Source organism: Asanoa sp. NPDC049475 (genome assembly GCF_040676915.1).
GTDB lineage: Bacteria > Actinomycetota > Actinomycetes > Mycobacteriales > Micromonosporaceae > Asanoa.
This window is the reverse complement of sequence record NZ_JBFAPY010000008.1, coordinates 282,699-300,517: the sequence shown is the minus strand read 5'-3', so window position 1 is coordinate 300,517 and position 17,819 is coordinate 282,699. Positions and strand designations below refer to the sequence as shown.

The 17,819-nt window shown below is 72.1% G+C and carries 19 protein-coding genes; 9 read left to right on the top strand and 10 right to left on the bottom strand.

Annotated features, from left to right (window positions below; all coding sequences use genetic code 11):
- The first annotated feature begins 4 nt into the window (after nucleotides 1–4).
- Entirely contained in the window at nucleotides 5–673 is a 669-nt protein-coding gene (locus AB0J88_RS31650; protein ID WP_089251312.1) for a response regulator transcription factor, read from the top strand.
- On the opposite strand, the gene AB0J88_RS31645 is transcribed toward AB0J88_RS31650, so the two are convergent.
- Nucleotides 670–1,107, bottom strand: a complete 438-nt coding sequence (locus tag AB0J88_RS31645) for a DUF4395 domain-containing protein (RefSeq protein WP_364348382.1) — start codon at nucleotides 1,105–1,107, stop codon at nucleotides 670–672. The genes AB0J88_RS31650 and AB0J88_RS31645 overlap by 4 nt on opposite strands.
- A gap of 122 nt (nucleotides 1,108–1,229) precedes the next feature.
- On the bottom strand, nucleotides 1,230–1,829 hold the full coding sequence (locus AB0J88_RS31640; RefSeq protein WP_364348379.1) for a thioredoxin family protein: 600 nt from the start codon (nucleotides 1,827–1,829) through the stop codon (nucleotides 1,230–1,232).
- A gap of 72 nt (nucleotides 1,830–1,901) precedes the next feature.
- On the opposite strand from AB0J88_RS31640, the gene AB0J88_RS31635 reads away from it, so the two are divergent.
- Entirely contained in the window at nucleotides 1,902–2,555 is a 654-nt protein-coding gene (locus AB0J88_RS31635; RefSeq protein ID WP_364348376.1) for a methyltransferase domain-containing protein, read from the top strand.
- A 300-nt stretch (nucleotides 2,556–2,855) separates the two neighbouring features.
- Here the strand turns inward: AB0J88_RS31635 and AB0J88_RS31630 are convergent, their stop codons facing one another.
- The 4 genes from AB0J88_RS31630 to AB0J88_RS31615 all read right to left on the bottom strand — a co-directional run bounded on the left by AB0J88_RS31630 (nucleotide 2,856) and on the right by AB0J88_RS31615 (nucleotide 6,962).
- Entirely contained in the window at nucleotides 2,856–3,980 is a 1,125-nt protein-coding gene (locus tag AB0J88_RS31630) for a glycosyltransferase family 4 protein (RefSeq protein WP_364348373.1), read from the bottom strand.
- 4 nt (nucleotides 3,981–3,984) lie between these two features.
- A complete protein-coding gene (locus AB0J88_RS31625; RefSeq protein WP_364348370.1) occupies nucleotides 3,985–5,244 on the bottom strand; it encodes a M48 family metallopeptidase in 1,260 nt (419 codons plus the stop codon).
- Nucleotides 5,245–5,279: 35 nt separating this feature from the next.
- Nucleotides 5,280–5,513 (bottom strand): hypothetical protein, encoded by a 234-nt coding sequence (locus AB0J88_RS31620; protein ID WP_364348367.1) that lies wholly within the window; start codon nucleotides 5,511–5,513, stop codon nucleotides 5,280–5,282.
- 72 nt (nucleotides 5,514–5,585) lie between these two features.
- Complete coding sequence (locus tag AB0J88_RS31615; RefSeq protein ID WP_364348364.1) at nucleotides 5,586–6,962, bottom strand: NYN domain-containing protein; 1,377 nt, start codon at nucleotides 6,960–6,962, stop codon at nucleotides 5,586–5,588.
- 167 nt (nucleotides 6,963–7,129) lie between these two features.
- Here AB0J88_RS31615 and AB0J88_RS31610 point away from each other — a divergent pair, with 167 nt between their 5' ends.
- The 7 genes from AB0J88_RS31610 (at nucleotide 7,130) to AB0J88_RS31580 (ending at nucleotide 13,722) form a co-directional block, all read left to right on the top strand.
- On the top strand, nucleotides 7,130–8,803 hold the full coding sequence (locus AB0J88_RS31610; protein ID WP_364349370.1) for a DEDD exonuclease domain-containing protein: 1,674 nt from the start codon (nucleotides 7,130–7,132) through the stop codon (nucleotides 8,801–8,803).
- 155 nt (nucleotides 8,804–8,958) lie between these two features.
- Nucleotides 8,959–10,740: a RelA/SpoT family protein gene (locus AB0J88_RS31605; protein WP_364348361.1), complete on the top strand. Its 1,782-nt coding sequence runs from the start codon at nucleotides 8,959–8,961 to the stop codon at nucleotides 10,738–10,740.
- Between the two features lie 68 nt (nucleotides 10,741–10,808).
- On the top strand, nucleotides 10,809–11,354 hold the full coding sequence (locus AB0J88_RS31600) for an NUDIX domain-containing protein (RefSeq protein ID WP_364349367.1): 546 nt from the start codon (nucleotides 10,809–10,811) through the stop codon (nucleotides 11,352–11,354).
- Nucleotides 11,347–12,159 carry a sugar phosphate nucleotidyltransferase gene (locus tag AB0J88_RS31595; protein WP_364348359.1) on the top strand — a complete coding sequence of 271 codons (813 nt, stop codon included), beginning with the start codon at nucleotides 11,347–11,349 and terminating at the stop codon, nucleotides 12,157–12,159. The genes AB0J88_RS31600 and AB0J88_RS31595 overlap by 8 nt, the downstream gene beginning before the upstream one ends.
- 33 nt (nucleotides 12,160–12,192) lie before the next feature.
- Nucleotides 12,193–12,480: an Lrp/AsnC ligand binding domain-containing protein gene (locus AB0J88_RS31590; protein WP_364348356.1), complete on the top strand. Its 288-nt coding sequence runs from the start codon at nucleotides 12,193–12,195 to the stop codon at nucleotides 12,478–12,480.
- Nucleotides 12,481–12,517: 37 nt separating this feature from the next.
- The gene (locus AB0J88_RS31585; protein ID WP_364349364.1) at nucleotides 12,518–13,300 is read left to right on the top strand and encodes an alpha/beta fold hydrolase; all 783 of its coding nucleotides are present in this window, start codon (nucleotides 12,518–12,520) and stop codon (nucleotides 13,298–13,300) included.
- Entirely contained in the window at nucleotides 13,297–13,722 is a 426-nt protein-coding gene (locus AB0J88_RS31580) for a hypothetical protein (protein WP_364348353.1), read from the top strand. The genes AB0J88_RS31585 and AB0J88_RS31580 overlap by 4 nt, the downstream gene beginning before the upstream one ends.
- Before the next feature lie 108 nt (nucleotides 13,723–13,830).
- Here the strand turns inward: AB0J88_RS31580 and AB0J88_RS31575 are convergent, their stop codons facing one another.
- The 4 genes from AB0J88_RS31575 to AB0J88_RS31560 form a co-directional block, all read right to left on the bottom strand.
- Nucleotides 13,831–14,016 (bottom strand): hypothetical protein, encoded by a 186-nt coding sequence (locus tag AB0J88_RS31575; RefSeq protein ID WP_364348350.1) that lies wholly within the window; start codon nucleotides 14,014–14,016, stop codon nucleotides 13,831–13,833.
- 168 nt (nucleotides 14,017–14,184) lie between these two features.
- A complete protein-coding gene (locus AB0J88_RS31570) occupies nucleotides 14,185–15,789 on the bottom strand; it encodes a ubiquinol-cytochrome c reductase cytochrome b subunit (protein ID WP_364348347.1) in 1,605 nt (534 codons plus the stop codon).
- Nucleotides 15,786–16,922, bottom strand: a complete 1,137-nt coding sequence (locus tag AB0J88_RS31565) for a Rieske 2Fe-2S domain-containing protein (RefSeq protein ID WP_364348344.1) — start codon at nucleotides 16,920–16,922, stop codon at nucleotides 15,786–15,788. Before AB0J88_RS31565 ends, AB0J88_RS31570 begins: the two co-directional genes overlap by 4 nt.
- Entirely contained in the window at nucleotides 16,919–17,749 is an 831-nt protein-coding gene (locus AB0J88_RS31560; RefSeq protein ID WP_364348341.1) for a c-type cytochrome, read from the bottom strand. Before AB0J88_RS31560 ends, AB0J88_RS31565 begins: the two co-directional genes overlap by 4 nt.
- Nucleotides 17,750–17,819: the final 70 nt, after the last annotated feature.

Genomic DNA, 17,819 nt, shown 5'->3' with positions numbered 1-17,819 from the left:
GAGCATGACGACCAGCCCATCGCCGGCCACTCGCACCAAGGTCCTCCTGGTCGACGATCACGACCTGATCCGCAAGGGCCTGCGGCACGCGTTCGAGCGCGACCGTCAGTTCGAGGTCGTGGGCGAGGCCGCCACCGCAGCCGAGGGCGTACGCCAGGCCGGTGCTCTGCAGCCCGATGTCGTGATCATGGACCTGCGCCTTCCCGACGGCAGCGGCCTCGAGGCGACCCGCGCGCTGCGCAAGTCGAGCGCGACGATGGGCATCGTGGTGCTGACCATGTACGCGGGCGACGACCAGCTGTTCGGCGCGCTCGAGGCGGGCGCCAGCGCGTTCGTCCCGAAGACCGCCCCCGCCGACGAGGTCGTCGCGGCCGCCCGGCACGCCGCGTCGTCGCCGTCGGCCTTCACCGCCGCCGATCTGGCCGAGGCGATGAAGCGCCGGCTGGCCCCGTCCGGCCCGCAGCTGTCCCCGCGCGAGGGACAGGTGCTGCGCCTGCTCGCCGACGGCATGTCGGTGGCCGGCATCGCCAAGCAGCTCTTCGTCAGCGAGTCGACGGCCAAGACGCACATCTCGAAGCTCTACGAGAAGCTCGGCGCCGCCAACCGGGCGCAGGCCCTGATGACCGCGCTACGGCTCGGCCTGCTCGAAGCACCGGACGCACCGAAGTTCTAGTCCTCCGTGATGACGCGGGCGGCCATGGGCCGTCCGCGCATCCGGCGTGTGGCGAGGTAGAGCTCGCATCCCAGGCACAGCCCGAAGACGCTGTTGAGGAACGCGGCGGCGAGGCCGAACGCTGCCGCCACGATCCCGACCGCCGTGCCGCCGGTGCCGTAGCCGATGGCCGCGGCGACCGCGAACACTCCCCCGAGCGCCTGCGCGAACCGCACGGGCTCGGCGGGCTCCCGCTCCGAGGGTGGGGCCAGTCGGGGCGCCACCACCGTGCGATAGAGCAGTGAGTAAGGGCCTTTGCGGGGGTCGATCGCGGTGAGGGCGAAGACGACGGCCTGCGCGAGGGCTAGCCACCAGGCGCCGGTCACCAGGATCAGGACGAACACGATCGCGGTGAGGCCGGCGGCGAAGCGCGGGCCACGGGGGTCGAGCAACATCGGTCGCACCTTCGGGGGGTCTCGTCGGGCCAGGTCCGTTGCGCGTCGTGCTGGCGTTCAGCGACAGAGACTGGCGGAGAGACGTCCGAGGTCGACGGTGCGGCGGCGGGTGAGCTTGTCGTTCATGACGCCGACGCCGACCGCTCGATCATCGGCGCGATCGCGACGACCACCTGGGCCTTGGCCGGCACGCCACCGGCCCGCTGCACGATCCGGCCACCGGTGACGATCAAGGTGGTCGGCGTGCGCCAGATGTCGAGCGCCCGCACGGCCTCGAGGTGGCTCTCCGCGTCGACCTCGACGTGGGCGACCCCGTCGAGCATCGTGGCGACGTCGGCGAGAACGCGGCGGGTGGTCCGACAGGGTGCGCAGAAGGCGGACGAGAACTGGAGCAGCGTCACGGGGGTCGCGGGATCGACGCCGAGGTCGAGCAGGGTCTGCCCGAAGGCGGCATGCGCGTCGTCCGCGGCCAGGGTCGCGGAGCTGTCGTCGCTGGGCAACGCCGTGTCGCTCCTCGCGTCGTCGGCAGCTCGCGGGGCTGCGGATCGGCTTGCGGTGTTCGGTCCGTCCGTGCCGCCGGGCGTGTCGGCACTGCGCGCGGCGGGTCCCACGGCGACGGGCCGTAGGCGGCCGTCGTGCCGCTTGCGCCACAGGCCGAAAGCGGTCGCCACCACGAGAACGGCGGCGGCCACCACGAGGCCGGTGACGGCGGAGGAGCCCACGGATCCAAGGTGCCACGATCGCGGCCTCCGGCGCCATGACGTGGCCCACGTCTGCGCGTAGGCTCCGTGATCGTGTTGGAACCCGACTTCGTGACCAAGACCCGGACGTCCTACGACACCATCGCCACCGCGTACGCGAGCCAGTTCGAGGACGAACTGCGGCGCTGGCCGCTGCATCGCGCTCTGTTGACCTGGTTCGCCGAGATCGTCGGCGACGGACCGGTCCTGGACGTCGGCTGCGGACCGGGCCGGACCACCGGCTTCCTCCACTCCCAGGGCGTCGACATCGCCGGGATCGACCTCACCCCGGGCTTCCTGGCCATCGCCCGGGCCGAGAACCCCGGCATCCGGTTCACCGAGGGCTCGATGCTCTCGCTCGACCAGGAGCCGGAGAGCCTGGCGGGCCTCCTGGCCAACTACTCGCTGATCCACCTGCCGGACGAGGTGCTCCCGGAGGTCCTCGCCGGGTTCCACCGCGTACTGCGGCCCGGCGGCTACCTGTGGGTGGCCTTCCAGGTCGGTGACCAGCCCCATCACTACACGGAGGCCTTCGGCCACGAGGTCGACCTGCTCTTCCGCCGCCGGCAGCCTGACCAGGTGGCTGTCCTCCTGGACAAGGCGGGCTTCGACATCCAGGTCCGCGTGGTCCGCGAGCCGGTGAACGGCGAACTGACCCCGCACGCCATCCTGGTGGCCCACAAACGCCCGGCCTCCGACCTCCTGTAACCCACGGCCAGCCGCCGGCCGGCGGAACGCCTCGCACCCAGGCGCACCACCTGCGCCAGAGGTGCGGCACAAGCCGGGCACGGCCACCGATGCCGCGAGCGGCACGACGAAAGCAACTCGCCCACGCCAACGCCGCGGCTGGAACACCACCGCCCGGCCTGAGCCCGCCTGTCTACGGACCACGCCCGCGGCCCCCGCGGGCGTGCTCGGTCGGACCCTGCGGGTCTGGCGCCGGACAGGGCTGACGACCACGCCGTGCGGGCGCGCCGTGCGGACCGCGCCGTGCGGACCGCGCCGGCGCTAGCGGGTTAGCAGGGCGCGCATGCGGGTGGCCTGGGTTTGCCAGCGCCAATCGCGTTCTACCCAGGCTCGGCCTGCCTGGCCCATGCGGTTGGCCAGGTCCGGGTCGGACAGCAGGGTGGTGACTCGGTCGGCGATCTGGGTGATGTCCCGGCCGTCGACCACGTAGCCCGTTTCGCCCTCGCGGACCGCGTCCGGGGCGCCGCCGGAGTCGCCGGCCACTACCGGGAGGCCGGTGGCCGAGGCCTCCAGGTAGACGATGCCCAGGCCCTCGACGTCGAGGCCGCGATTGCGGGTGCGGCACGGCATCGCGAAGACGTCGCCCGCCGCGTAATGCGCCGGTAGCTCCTCCCAGGGGACGCCGCGGGTGATGACCACGTGGTCGGTCACCTTCAGGGAGGTCGCCAGGCGGCGGAGGCGGTCGTGCTCGGGGCCGCCGCCTACGAGCAGCAGGACCGCGTCCGGGACGGACTTGACGATCTCCGGCATTGCCCGGATCAGGGCGTCCTGGCCCTTGCGGGGCACCAGGCGGGAGACGCAGACCACGACCGGGCGGTCCTCGATGCCGTGTCGGGCTCTGATCGCGCTGCCGTCGACCGTCGGGTGGAACAGGTCGACGTCGACTCCCGGCGCCAGGCGGCGCAGGTCGGTCAGGCCGTGCAGGGCGCGCTCCAGGCGGGTGCGCTGGTAGTCGGTCAGGTAGGTGACCACGTCGGCGCCGCGGGCGATGCGGCGCAGCAGGCCGCGGGCGCCGGGCAGGGCCGCCCAGCCGATCTCGTGGCCGTGCGTCAGGGCGACGACCCGGGAGATGCCCGCACGGCGGCGCAGGCCGTCGGCCAGGAGGCCCAGCGGCGCGGCCGCGCCGAACCAGACCGTGTCGCAGTCGTGTGCCCGCGCGAGCTCGGCGGCGCGACGGCCGACCGCCGGGGTCGGCAGCAGCACCCCGGTCGACTCGCGGACGACCTCGAACGGCTGCTCGGCGTCGAACTTCTCGGCGCCTCGCCACGTCGACGCGTAGACGACCACCGAACCGGCCGGCTGCCGGACCGCGAGCTGGTGCACGAACTTCTGGATGCCGCCGGGTCGCGGTGGGAAGTCGTTGGTGACGAGCAGGGTGCGACTCACCGGTCTAGGGCCTTTCGCCGCGGGCGTAGGCGCGGGCCGCGGCCATGCGCTCCACGGTGGATGGATGGGACGCACCGAACAGGTATTCCCAGCGCGGGGGGTCGGGGTCGCCGAGGTTGACCGACGACAGCCGGCTCTGCATCGCCTCGAAAATCGTCGGGTCGTTGGTCAACGCGAGGGCGTGGGCGTCGGCGCGGGCCTCGACCCGGCGGGAGATCAGGGCCTGAGCCGGGGACGAGACCAGGCCGGCGACCGCGACGACCGCGACCAACAGCGCGAAAGCCGTGGGCGAGGCGATCGACGTGACGCCGGCGGCGCGCAGCAGGCCCGTCCAGCCGCCCAGCAGGAAGAGCGTGACCACCGCGAGCGCCGCGCCCAGGGCGCCGACCAGCGTGCCGGTGCGCACGTCGTTGTCCTTCGCGTGCCCTAGCTCGTGCGCGACCACGCTGACCACCTCGGCCGGCTCAGCCTCGCGCAGCAGCGTGTCGTAGACGACGATGCGCCGGGTCGGCCCCAGGCCGGAGACGTAGGCGTTGACCGCGCGGGTGCGCCGGGACGCGTCGGCCACCAGCACGTCGCGGACCGGGACCCCGTCGGTCTCGGCCAGCCGCATCAGCTCGGTGCGCAGCGGGCCGGCGGCCATCGGGGTGAACTTGTTGAACACCGGCTCGACCAGCACCGGCAGCACGAACGACATCAGCACGGCCAGCGTCGCGGCGCCGGCCGCGCCCCACGCCCACCACCAGCGCGGTGCGAAGTGGGTGATCGCGTAGAAGCCGAGCAGTGCCACCACACCGATCACGGCGGACACGGCGTAGCCCTTGAGCAGGTCGACCGTCCAGCCGCCCCAGCCCTGGGTGGACAGGCCGTAGCGCGAGACCACCACGTGCCGCCAGGCCGCGAACGGCAGGGTGAGCAGGTCGGCGACCAGGAGCACGGCGAAGGCGCCGAGCACCGCCTGCGCGACCCAGTGGTCACCGAACGGCCGGCCGATCGCCTCGATGAGCCGCGCGCCGAGCGGGGTCAGGCCGAGCACCAGCGCGACCGCCAGGCCGACCAGCAGGCTGGCGTAGCCCGCCGGGCGCAGTGCCGAGTGGAAGGCCTTGCCCGCCGCGACCTGGTCGGCCGGCAGCGAGCGCAGCGCCGCGACCTGGTCGGCCCGGGGCGCCGGCGGCCGGTGCCAGGGCACCAGCACGAGGACCACGACGGCCAGCGCGACAGCGAGCACGCAGAAGGTGACCACCGCCCACATCCGTGGCGTCATCACGTGCCTCCTGCGAGCATCGGATCATAGTAAGGTCAGGCGACTCTGAACCCGGATCGCGAGCCAGGGCGGGGGCGCACCATCCGCAACGCGGCCGGCTGTGCGCTGACCACCTCCACCTCGAAGCCGGCCCGCGCGAACACCTCGATCGCGCGTAGCTCGTCGGCGTCGAGGCCCTCGATCTCGGCCGGAGCGTCGAGCAGCGCGGTGACGAGGCACCCTCGGCACGCATCGCCGCGCACCGCGCAGCTGGAGCAGTCGATGAGCATCACAGGCTCCTGTCTAGGAAGACACCGTCTGTGACGTAAACGCTAGCGAGCGGGTCCGACAAAAATGTGGGGTCAGCTCCGGGACAAGCGTCTGACCAGGGCATCCGCGCCGAGCGGATAGGCGCCGTGCCGGCGTACACCGTCGGCGACCTCACGGTCCGAACTCACGACCACGACCGGCCGCCCGGCCGGCTCGGCCCGGACCAACCGGCGGATCAGCTCGTCGGCGGTCTCCCCCTTGCGGGAGAAGAGCACCCGGACGCCACGCGGCGCCGGCGGCAGCCCGTGCACGCGCTCGGCGCCGTCGAAGACCACCGTCACCTCGTCGCCGGTCTGTGCCGCGATCCCGCCCAGGCCGGTGATCAGCCGCTTGCGCTGCTGCTCGAGCGACATCTCGCCGTACCCCCGTTTGGTGACGTTGTATCCGTCGACCACGAGATGAGCGCGCGGCAGGGCGAGCAGCTGGTCGAGGCGCGCGGGGTCGTCGGTGTCGAGCGCGCGGGCCGCGGAGGCGGGGGTGCCGGGCTGGTCGCCGTGCGCCTCGGCGACGTAGTCGGCCGGGCGCCGGTCGGTGGGTTCGAGGGCGAGCTCACGGCGCAGCCCGACCGCGGCCTGCCCGATCGTCTCCAGCAGGAGCCACAGCCGCGCGTCGTCGACCGAGCGCGCCTCCTTGGCGCTCTGCCGCGCGCTGCCGGCCACGGTCTCCGCCTCGGCCAGGCGGGCACGCACGCGGCGCAGCTCGGCGTCGTGGTCGGCGGCGGCGCGGGCGGCGCGGCCCTTCTCCGTGGCGAGCATCTCGGTCGCCTTGCGCTCGCGGGTCTGCAGCTCGCGCAGCGTCCGCGCCTGGACCCGCAGCTCCTCGCGGAGCTGGCCGAGCTCGGCGCTGACCCGGGCCAGCTCGTCACGCAGCTTGTCGGCCTCGCTGCGGGCCACGGCACGGTCGTGCTCGGCCCGCGCGGTGCGCTGCTCGGCCTCGCGGACCAGGCCGGCTATGGCGGCGCTGTCGGCCTCGGCGCGGACCGCCTCGCCGGCCGCCTCGACGAGCTCGCGCCAGCCGGTCGGCCGGGCGAGATAGGCCAGGGCGGCGACCTCGACCGGATCGGCGGCGGCCGGGCAGATGCCCTCGAGGACGGCGGCTCCCAGGTCACCGACCTCGGCGATCACCCGGGTGGAGATCCGCTGCCGGAACAGCGAGTCGGAGGAGAGCTGCGCGGCGATCGCCGGACCACCCAGCCGGGCCCGTCGGTTGGGCGCGAACTTGGCCACCCGGCGCAGCGGCACGGGCTGCTCGTCGAAGGGCAAACCGGGCAAAGCGGACGCCGCCAGCGCGACCACGCGCTGGCGGACCGGCTCCGGGAGGAGGGGCTCGACTTCCGGCTCCGGACCGGCGTGCGACGGCGCGACCGCTTCCTCGGGAAGGCGGCCGTCGCGCGGTTCGGGGTCGGACATGGAGCAAGTCTCCCACCCGCGGCCACCCGCGCGCCCGTCGATGTAGTCGATCTTTTCAGCCACGGGTACGCGAAACGCCTGAGGCCCGTGCGACAGAAGTGTCGTACCGGCGTTCTAACGTCCTGTCCGTGGTGGAACCGCTCTTCGTCCAGGGCACGCTCGACGGCGTGCTGACCGCTGCCGCGACCAGCCTGCGCGACACGACCTTCGTGGTGGTCGACCTCGAGACCACCGGCGGCGCGCCCGACGGCGGCGGCATCACCGAGATCGGCGCGGTCAAGGTGCGCGGCGGTGAGGAGCTGGGCGTGCTGGCCACGCTGGTCAACCCGGGCCAGCCGATCCCGCCGTTCATCACGGTGCTGACCGGCATCACCGAGGCGATGGTGCTGCCCGCGCCGCCGATCGAGGAGGTGCTGCCGCCCTTCCTCGAGTTCGTCCAGGGCGCCGTGCTGGTGGCCCACAACGCGCCCTACGACGTCGGCTTCCTCAAGGCGGCGTGTGCCAAATTCGGCTACACCTGGCCCAACCCGCGGGTCCTCGACACGGCCGCGCTGGCCCGCCGGGTGCTGATCCGCGACGAGGTGCCCAACCGCAAGCTCGGCACGCTGGCCGCGCACTTCCGCACGCCGAACCAGCCGACCCACCGAGCGCTCGACGACGCCAAGGCCACCGTCGACGTGCTGCACGCCATGATCGGCCGGCTGGGCAGCCACAACGTCACCACGGTCGGCGACGCGATCGAGTTCCAGAAGGCGGTCACCCCGACGCAGCGGCGCAAGCGGCACCTGGCCGACGGCCTGCCGCACGGGCCGGGGGTCTACATCTTCCGGGCCGCCGACGACCGCCCGCTCTACGTGGGCACGTCGGTCGACATCGCGACCCGGGTACGCAGCTACTTCACGGCGGCCGAGAAGCGCGCGCGGATCTCCGAGATGCTGGGCGCCGCCGAGCGGGTCGACGCGGTCGAGTGCGCCCACGGGCTGGAGGCCGAGATCCGCGAGCTACGGCTGATCGCGGCGCACGCGCCGCCCTACAACCGACGCTCGAAGTTCCCGGAGCGGGTGGTCTGGCTCAAGCTCACCGACGAGCCCTACCCCCGGCTGTCGGTGGTGCGCGCGCTGGCCGAAGGCGACACCGCCTACCTCGGGCCGTTCACCTCCAAGCGCGCCGCCGACCTGGCCGCGGCGGCGGTGCACGACGCGATCCCGCTCCGGCAGTGCACGCTGCGCCTCTCGACCAAGACCACGACGCCCGCCTGCGCGCTGGCCGAGCTGGGCAAGTGCGCGGCGCCCTGCGAGCACAAGATCAGCAGGGAGGCCTACGAGGAGGCCGCGGCCGAGCCGTTCCGGGCGGCGACGACCGGCGACCCGAGGACGGTCGTCGAAGCGCTGCTGAGCCGCATCTCGGTGCTGTCCGAGGCGCGGCGCTACGAAGACGCGGCGGTGATCCGCGGCCGGCTGGCCGCGGTGCTACGGGCGGCCGTCCGGATGCAGCGGCTGTTCGGGCTGACCACGATCACCGAGCTCGTCGCGGCACGGCGGGCCGGCGACGGCGGCTGGGAGCTGGCGATCGTGCGGCAGGGCCGGCTGGCGGCGGCGGGCAACTCGCCGCCGCGGGTCCATCCACGCGCGACGATCGAGATGCTCCGTGCGACGGCCGAGACGGTGCTGCCCGGCCACGGCCCGGTGCCGAGCGCGACCGCCGAGGAGACCGAGCGAATTTTGTCCTGGTTGGAGAAACCCGACACCCGACTGGTGGAGGCGTCCACCGGCTGGGCGTCGCCCGTCCGTGGAGCGGCCCGCTACCGGGAGTTGCTCCGAAAGGCGGAAGCCCTGGCCTAATTCGCAGACTCACCCGTTCGCACAGAAGCAACTGACCATTTGGACTACGGTGCGTGACTTAGTCTGGTAGAGAAATGCACTCGTGACTGTCTCGCCCGATTTCCCGGGCGAAGGCACGATTCGCGGGTGCCAGCCTCGTCAGGAGGTGTGCGGGCGTGGATGTCGACGCCGGTCACGGCGCCGCGCTGGGTCGTGTGGTGCCTGTCCAGTCCAGCGACCTGCCCATCTCCCGCCGGCTACGGACGTTCCTGTCCTGGCCCGCGTCCGACGACGATCCGGTCGGGCGGCTGGTCCGCACCCACCGCGAGGTGCACGCGGGCGACGCCGGTGTCCTCCGCCGGGCATACGGCATAGCCGAGAGCATGCACCGCGGCCAGTTCCGCAAGAGCGGCGAGCCGTTCATCACCCACCCGCTCGCGGTCGCGCAGATCCTGGCGGAGCTGGGCATGGACACCACCACGCTGGTCGCGGCCCTGTTGCACGACACGGTCGAAGACACGCGCTACACGCTCCAGGCGCTCGACGGCGACTTCGGTCCCGAGGTGGCCCACCTGGTCGACGGCGTGACCAAGTTCGACAAGGCCTTCTACGGCAAGGCCGCCGAGGCCGAGACGATCCGCAAGATGCTGGTCGCGGCGGGCAAAGACGTACGCGTGCTGATCATCAAGCTGGCCGACCGGCTGCACAACATGCGCACCCTCGACGCCCGCTCCCCCGCCTCGCGCGCCCGGATCGCCAAGGCGACCCTCGACGTGCTGGTGCCCCTCTGCGACCGGCTCGGCATCCAGCTCCTCAAGCGCGAGCTCGACGACGTGGTGCTCTTCCACCTCGAGCCCGACGGCTACGCCTCGATCGACGAGCACGTGCAGGCACGCACCGGCTGGGACGAATACCTGACCGAGGTCGCCCTGCGGGCCAAGGCCGCCCTGCGCCGCGGCCGGGTGACCGCCGCCGTCACGCCCCGGCCGAGGCACTACTACTCGATCTGGAAGGACACGGTCGAGGCCGGCTACGCGGTGCCGCACGACCTGCCGCGCATCGCGGTCGTGGTCGACGGCACCGACACCGACTGCTACGCCGCCCTCGGCGCGATCCACGGCAGTTGGCGGCCGGTCCCCGGGCGGTTCAAAGACTTCATCGCGTCGCCGAAGAACAACCTCTACCGCTCGCTGCACACCACGGTGATCGGCCCCGACGACCGCTCGGTCGAGGTCCTGATCCGCACAGAGGCGATGCACCAGCTCGCCGAATACGGCATCGCCGCGCACTTCCGCTACCCGAAGACCCCGGCGGCGATGGCCGAGGCCCGGGTCGAGCAGCTGGCCTGGCTGCGCCGCGTGCTCGACTGGGAGCAGGCCACCTCCGACGCCGCGCAGTTCCTCGAGTCGCTGCGCTGCGACCTCGCCGAGTCGCAGATCCAGGTCTTCGCCGAGAGCCGCCAGATCGTCCTGCCGTCGGGCTCGACCCCGGTCGACCTGGCCTACGAGCTGTCCACCGAACGCGGCGACCACTGCCTGGCCGCCACGATCAACGGCCGCCTGGCCCCGCTGTCCTCAGAGCTCAGCGACGGCGACGTCGTCGAGATCTTCACCGAGGCCGACTCGACCGAGAGCGCCGCGGTGCCGGCCGGCCCCCGCAAGGAGTGGCTCGGCTTCGTCAAGTCGCCGCAGGCCCAGATGCAGATCAACCGCTGGTTCGCCGACCACGACGAGCCCGGCATCAGCATCCCCGACAAGGTCCGCCTCGGCCGGGCCACGATCGGCCTGGCCCTGCGCCGCCACGACCGCGGCCTGGCCAACGACCAGCCACTGCGGCAGCTCGCCGACGAGATGGGCTATCCCGACCTGGAAACGCTGCTGGTCGCGGTCTTCGACCGCGCCATCACCCCGGAGTCCGTCGTCGACCGCCTGGTCGCCCTCGTCGACCGCCGGGAATAGCACCGACCCGCCCGGGTGACCAAGCTCGCTGCAACTAGCCTTGCTCTGTGGATCCCCGCCGCCGCGCGATGCGCGCTTTCGTCTACGGAGTGTTCTACCGGCTTCCGCATCCGGTGCGCAGGCGGATCGTGCGGACGTTCGTGCCCAAGTACATCGTCGGCGGTGTGACGCTCGTCCGCGACTCGGAGGCGCCCGCGCCCGGCCGGTTGCTGCTGCTCCGCCAGCCGCCCGGTAAAGGCTGGGGGCTGCCCGCCGGGCTGCTGCGCCGCGGTGAGGCGCCGATCGTCGGTGCGGCGCGCGAGCTCGCCGAGGAGTCCGGCATCACTGTGGACCCTCGGGCGCTGACGCCGGCCGTGCCCAACGCTGTCGTGCACGCCAAGGGTTGGGTCGACATGGTCTTCGAGCTGTCCGTGCCCGCGTCGACGACGAAGCTGGAGGTCGACGGCGCCGAGGTCTACGAGGCCGTCTTCCACCCCATCGACGACCTGCCGCGGCTGACCCTCGCGACCGCGCGCCTGCTCGCCTACTACGGCATCGGCCCGCTCGTGGCGCCCGACGACCCGACCAGCATGGCGCGGCCGGCCGCGCCCGACGCCGGCGACCGCGATGGGTGACCTCTGCGCCGTCGTGCTGGCGGCCGGCGAGGGCCAACGGCTGCGGCCCCTCACCGACACGGTGCCCAAGGCGCTCTGCCCGGTCGGCAACGTACCCCTGCTCGATCTCGCCCTGGCCCGCATCGCCGGGTTCGGGCTCGGCGGGCCGGCCGACGTCGCCGTCAACGCGAGCTACCTCGGCGACCAGGTCGTCGCGCACACCGGCGACCGCGCGCACCTCTCGGTGGAGCCCGACCGGCCACTCGGCACGTCCGGCGGCGTCGGCAACCTGCGAGACTGGATCGGCGGCCGCGGCGTCCTCGTCGGCAACGCCGACGCCTACCTCGCCGGCGGTGACCCGGGCGCGCTGCTCGACGGCTGGGACGGCGAGACCGTGAGGCTGCTCGGCCAACCCGAGCGAGACAAGAAGCCGGGCCTGTTCAGCGGGCACCGGTTCGTCGGCTTCTCGCTGCTGCCCTGGCGCCGGGTGCGCGACCTCGACACCACCCCGGCAGAGTTGGTCCGCACGGTCTGGCGACCGGCCGAGGCCGACGGTGAGCTCGAGGTGGTTCCCTTCGACGGGGTCTTCTTCGACACGGGTACGCCGCGCGACTACCTGGCCGCCAACCTGCACGCCGCGGGTGGCGCCAACCTGATCGCCGGCACGGTCACCGGGCGCTGCACGCGGTCCGTCGTCGGCCCGGGTGCCGTCGTCGCCGGCGATGTCACCGACAGCGTCGTCTGGCCGAACGCCGAAGTCGTCGCGGGCGAACGGCTCGACCACGTGATCCGGGCGGGCCGGCAGCTGACCGTCGCGGGCCGATAGCATGCCCCCAGGCACGACGAGAGGAGCCCATCGGTGATCACCGCGATCGTCCTGATCGACTGCGCCGCCGACTCGATCCCCGAGGTGGCCGAGAAGCTGGCCGACATCAACGGGGTCAGCGAGGTCTACTCCGTCGCGGGCGGCGTCGACCTGATCGCGATCGTCCGGGTCCGGGAGTTCGACCAGATCGCCGACGTCATCGCGGGCGGCATCTCCAAGGTCGACGGTGTGATCAGCACCGACAGCCACATCGCGTTCCGGGCCTATTCGCAGCACGACCTCGAAGAGGCGTTCTCGATCGGTCTCCGTGAGTCCGACTGACCGGCGGCACGTCGACCGCGGGTCCGACCGGGTCGCACTGCACCACTACCCGTCGCCCTCGCCGACCGCCCCGGTCGCCCTGGTGCTGCCCGCGATGGGCGCCGCCGCCCGCTTCTACCGTCCGCTGGCCGAGTCGCTGGTCGCGGCGGGCTTCGCGGTGGTCGTCGCGGACCTGCGCGGCACCGGCGACAGCACCCCGCCTCCGGGCCGCGCGTCCCGCTACGGCTACGCCGACCTGGCCGACGACGTCGGCGCCGTGCTCGCCGAACTCAAGGCCGACGACCACCGGGTCCTGCTGGTCGGCCACTCGCTCGGCGGCCAGGCCGGCCTGCTGCACCTGGCGACCACGCCGGACGCCCCGGTCGACGGCATCGCCCTGGTCGCGGCCGCGATCCCCTACTGGCGGAGCTACCCGAGGCACGGCCGGGTCGTCTGGGCGTACACGCAGGCGATCGGCGCGGTCGCGACCGTGCTCCGCTTCTGGCCCGGCTGGACGTTCGGCGGCCGGCAGGCCCGCGGGGTGATGACCGACTGGGCGCGGACCGCGCGCACGGGCCGGTTCCCCGGCGCCGACGCCGCGATGGCCGACGTCACCACGCCCGTGCTCGCGATCAGCATCGACGGCGACTTCTACACGCCGCACGAGGCCGTCGACCACACGGCCGCCAAGCTGCGCCGGGCACCGGTCCGGCGCGAGCGCGTCGCACGGATCGAGGCGGAGGGACGGCCGGCCCACTTCGCCTGGGTACGGGCACCCGAACCCGTCACCACCCTGATCCGGGACTGGTTCGCCGCTCGCGACGGCTCGGAAAAGGCATGAGGGTCTGGGACGAGATGTCGGAGGCGAGCAAGGACCTGCTCTTCGCCGCCCTCGACTACGCGCTGGAGAACGCCGCCATCGCCCCGGAAGGCTTCGTGCCGTTCGCCTTTCTCGACCGGGCCGACGGCACTCGCGGCCTGACCCGGTTCGTGGCCGGCGAAGACAGCGTCGGCGCCGGCCGCGCGGCGCTGGCCACCGTCCCCACCGGTACGACCGCGGTCGCCCTGGCCTGGGACGGCTACCTGAGGGTCGACGGCGACCGCGTCGAGGCGGTGTTCGTCGAGGCGCACCAGGTCGGCCTGGCCAGGAGCGTGCTCCTCAGCCAGCGCTACGCCCGCACCGACGACACGGTCGAGCCGGTGGGCAACCCCACGGTGCAAGCGGAGACCGACCCGCTGGCCCGGACGATCGCGCCGGCCTGAGCCCACAGGCGCCGCAACCGCCCGACCGGCGACGAGACGCGGAGACGCCGACCTGAGCCGACGGGCGCGGCAACCGCCCGACCGCCGACCAGACGCGGAGACGCCGGATCAGGCCGCCGTGCGTTGCACCGGAGCGACCCCGCCCTTGCGGCTCGAACGCAGCCAGACCGTGATCGGTGCGACCACCACGGCCGCGCCGCAGCCTTCGCACATGAGCTCGGGGCCGTCGGCCGGGTGCCCGGCCGGCAGCTCTGTGCCACAGACGGAGCAGGTGAGTTCCTCTTCGCCACGCATGGCGTCTCCTTTCGAAGAGCGGAACCCGAACGCGAGCGGCCGTCGTCACCACTCACGGGCCACGCTGCCACGCTCCGTGGTCGCACCGTGGGAAGTGGGTCGGCGTGTCGCCGTACGCACGAAGGGCGAGGATCCCAGTGGGATCCTCGCCCTTCGGACGAGCTGACCTCAGTGCTTGGACTCGATCTCGCGCCGTTCGGGCGCTGCCTCGACCGGCGGGTGGCCGGGCGAGACCGGAGCCTCGGCGGGGCGTTCGAGCGGCCGGAAGAAGCCCTTCAGCGCCGGGCCGAGCGCGCCCAGGCGGTTCATCTTCTTCGGGACGACCCAACCTGCATAGGGAAGAGCCTCGTGGTCGTGGCCGAGCGGCTGGTGGACCTCGTAGAAGCGGCCGTCCGGCGAGCGCCGGATGATGCCGGTCTCGACGCCGTGTGCGAGCACCTCGCGGTCGTGCTGCTGGAGGCCCAGGCAGATCCGGAAGGCGACCCAGTAGGCCAGCGGCGGCACGATCAGCAACCCGATCCGGCCGGCCCAGGTCATCGCGTTCAGGCTGATGTTGAACTTGTCGGCGATCACGTCGTTGCCGCCGGACAGCGTCAGCACCAGGAAGAACGCCACCGCCATCGCGCCGAGCGCGGTGCGCTGGGGCACGTCACGCGGACGCTGGAGCAGGTTGTGGATCTTGTTGTCCTTGTTGAGCCGCGCCTCGATGAACGGATAGAGCAGCGGCAGTGTCGTCAGGAGCCCGGGCAGCACCACCGTCGGCCAGAAGATCGGCGGGATGACGTACCCGTTGCCTATGCCGATGTTGATCTGCCAGGCGGGCATCAAACGGGTCGAGCCGTCGAGGAACATGACGTACCAGTCGGGCTGCGACGCCGCCGACACGACACCGGCCTCGTACGGGCCGAACAGCCAGATCGGGTTGATCTGGAGCGCACCGGCCAGCACCGCGATCACGCCGGCCACGGCCATGAAGAAGCCGGCCTGCTTGATCGTGTAGCGGGGGAAGAACCGCTCGCCGACGACGTTCGTGTTGGTCCGGCCGGGGCCGGGCCACTGGGTGTGCTTCTGCTTGAACACCAGCGCGAGGTGCACGGAGATCAGCGCGACCAGCAACGCCGGGATCAGCAGCACGTGCGCGATGAAGAACCGGCTGATGATGATCTCGCCCGGGAACTCGCCGTTGAAGATCGACGACGTGAGCCAGGTGCCGATCACCGGGATGGACAGCATGATCGCCGAGGCGATCCGCAGGCCCGTGCCGGAGAGCGCGTCGTCCGGCAGCGAGTAGCCGGTGAAGCCCGCGAGGAAGCCGACCCAGAACAGCAGCGAGCCGATGATCCAGTTGACCTCGCGCGGCTTGCGGAACGCACCCGTGAAGAAGATGCGCAGCATGTGCACGATGATCGCGGCCATGAAGACCAGCGCCGACCAGTGGTGCATCTGGCGCATGACCAGACCACCGCGGACGTCGAACGACAGGTCCAGCGACGACGCGTACGCCGCCGACATGTGCACACCCCGCAGCGGGGTGTAGCTGCCGTCGTACGTGACCTCCTTGAGCGAAGGCTCGAAGAAGAGGGTCAGGAACGTGCCGGTCAGCAGCAGCACGATGAACGAGAACAGCGCGATCTCGCCCAGCAGGAACGACCAGTGGTCGGGGAAGACCTTGTTGATGATGCTGCGCAGCGGGGTGGCTACGCCGAGCCGGTCCTCGACCTCGTTGCCCGCCTTGGCCGGCAGGGTCTTCAGGTCAATCTTTCGGCGCTTCACGGCCGCTCCCAGAAGTCAGGTCCGACGGTGGCCTGGTAGTCCGACCTCGCCACGAAGTATCCCTCGTCGTCGACGTCCAGCGGAAGCTGCGGCAGGCTGCGGCTCGCGGGACCGAAGACGGGCTTGGCGTTGTCGGTGATGAGGAACTGCGACTGGTGGCAGGGGCAGAGCAGCCGGTTGGTCTGCTGCTCGTAGAGGCTCGCCGGGCAGCCCGCGTGCGTGCAGATCTTCGAGTACGCGATGTAGTCGCCGTACATGAAGTCGCTGCGGTCGAACTTGTCGTGCCCGGTGCCCTTGACGTTGTTGGCCCGTGCCACGGCCGCGTCGTCGGGCCGCAGGTGGATCAGCAGCGTCGGCGAGTCGGCGTGCTGGTTGGTGGCGCCACCGGGGATGCCGGGGAACACCGTCATCTGGCCACCGGCGCTGACGTCGGCGGGCCGGATCGGCGTGCCGTCGTCGCGGGTGAGCCGGATCAGCTTGGTGCCGCCGTTGGGCTCCTTGATCGGAGACCAGCCGGTGGTGAACATCTGGTTGTCGGCGTGCGGGTTCTTGATCAACCCACCGACCAGCGGTGCCGCCACGACCACGGCCACCGGTGCGAGGCCGGCCGCGGCCGCGAGTCCGAGCAGGGGCCGGCGCTTCACGCCGAGCTCCTCGACCATGTAGGCCAGGGTCTGGCCGACCGCCCGGCGGTCGCCCTCGGGCGCCCCGCCGTCGTGCCGGTCCTGGATCGAGACCTCCTTGGGCAGCAGCTTCTTGCCCCAGGTGAGGATCGCGAAGGCGAGGAACAGCAGCGCCAGGCCGAGCGTGATGCCGAGCAGCGGCGTGTAGTACTTCATCATCACGTCGCCCTGCTTGTAGCGCCAGGGCCAGACGATGTAGAGCACGACGAACGCCGTGCCGAACAGGCCGACGAGCAGGAACATGAAGGAGACGTTGCGAGACATCCGCTTCTCGAGCCGCGAGCCCCGCTCGGGGAACTGCGGCTCGTAGTGCACGATGTCGACGCCGTCCTGCCGGGCGGCGGCCTTGACCTTCTCGAACCGGGTCGTACGCGGGTCGTCGTAGTCGATCTCCTCCGGAACGGGCGACCCGTGGCCGTTGCCGTTGGATCCGGTGGTCTGGACGGTCATGACTTCCCCGCAATCCACAGTGCCGTGAAGATCAGCGCGGTGATGCCCACCACGAAGACCGCGAGGCCTTCGGTCGTCGGGCCGAGCCGGCCGAGGTTGAAGCCGCCCGGGTCGCGGTCCTTCAGCGTCTCCTGGATGTAGGCGATCACGTCGCGCTTCTGGTCCGGGGTGAGCTGGTTGTCACCGAACACGGGCATGTTCTGCGGGCCGGAGAGCATCGCGGCCCAGATGACCCGGTCGTCGGTGTCGCTGATCCGCGGGGCGAACTTGCCCGAGGAGAGCGCACCGCCGCCACCGCCGAAGGCGTGGCAGGACGAGCAGTTGAGGCGGAAGATCTGGCCGCCGGCCGCGACGTCGCCGCCCGAGTGCAGGTCGTTGCCCTCCGGCAGTTGCGGACCGCCGCCGAGCTCCTGCACGTACTGCGCGAGCTGGCGGGTCTGCTCCTCGTTGAACACGGGCGGCTTCGGCAGCGCCTGCGCGCCCTGCGAGCCGAGGGGCATGCGGCCGGTGCCGACCTGGAACTCGACCGAGGCGGCGCCGACGCCGATCAGGCTCGGGCCGCGACCCTCGATGCCCTGGCCGTTCATGCCATGGCAGCTGATGCAGCTCGTGTCGAAGAGCGCCTTGCCTTCCATGGCGGCCGCGGACAGGGGTGCGTCCTGGGCGGAGATGGCCGGCGCGAACGCTGTGTAGAGGCCACCGGCGAAGACGAGGGCCGCGATCAGCCGGAGCGCCGAAGCGACTCGGCGACGGGCCCGGCTCCGCGGCACGGCGCGCCTCCTGCGCATCCGGGCGAGCAGACCGCCGGACCGGTGCGGAGATGTCATCAGGCTTTGTCCTTCACGGGTGTGCGACCTTGTCCGTACGACGATGCGGCGGTCGGAAACGTGACGCTCA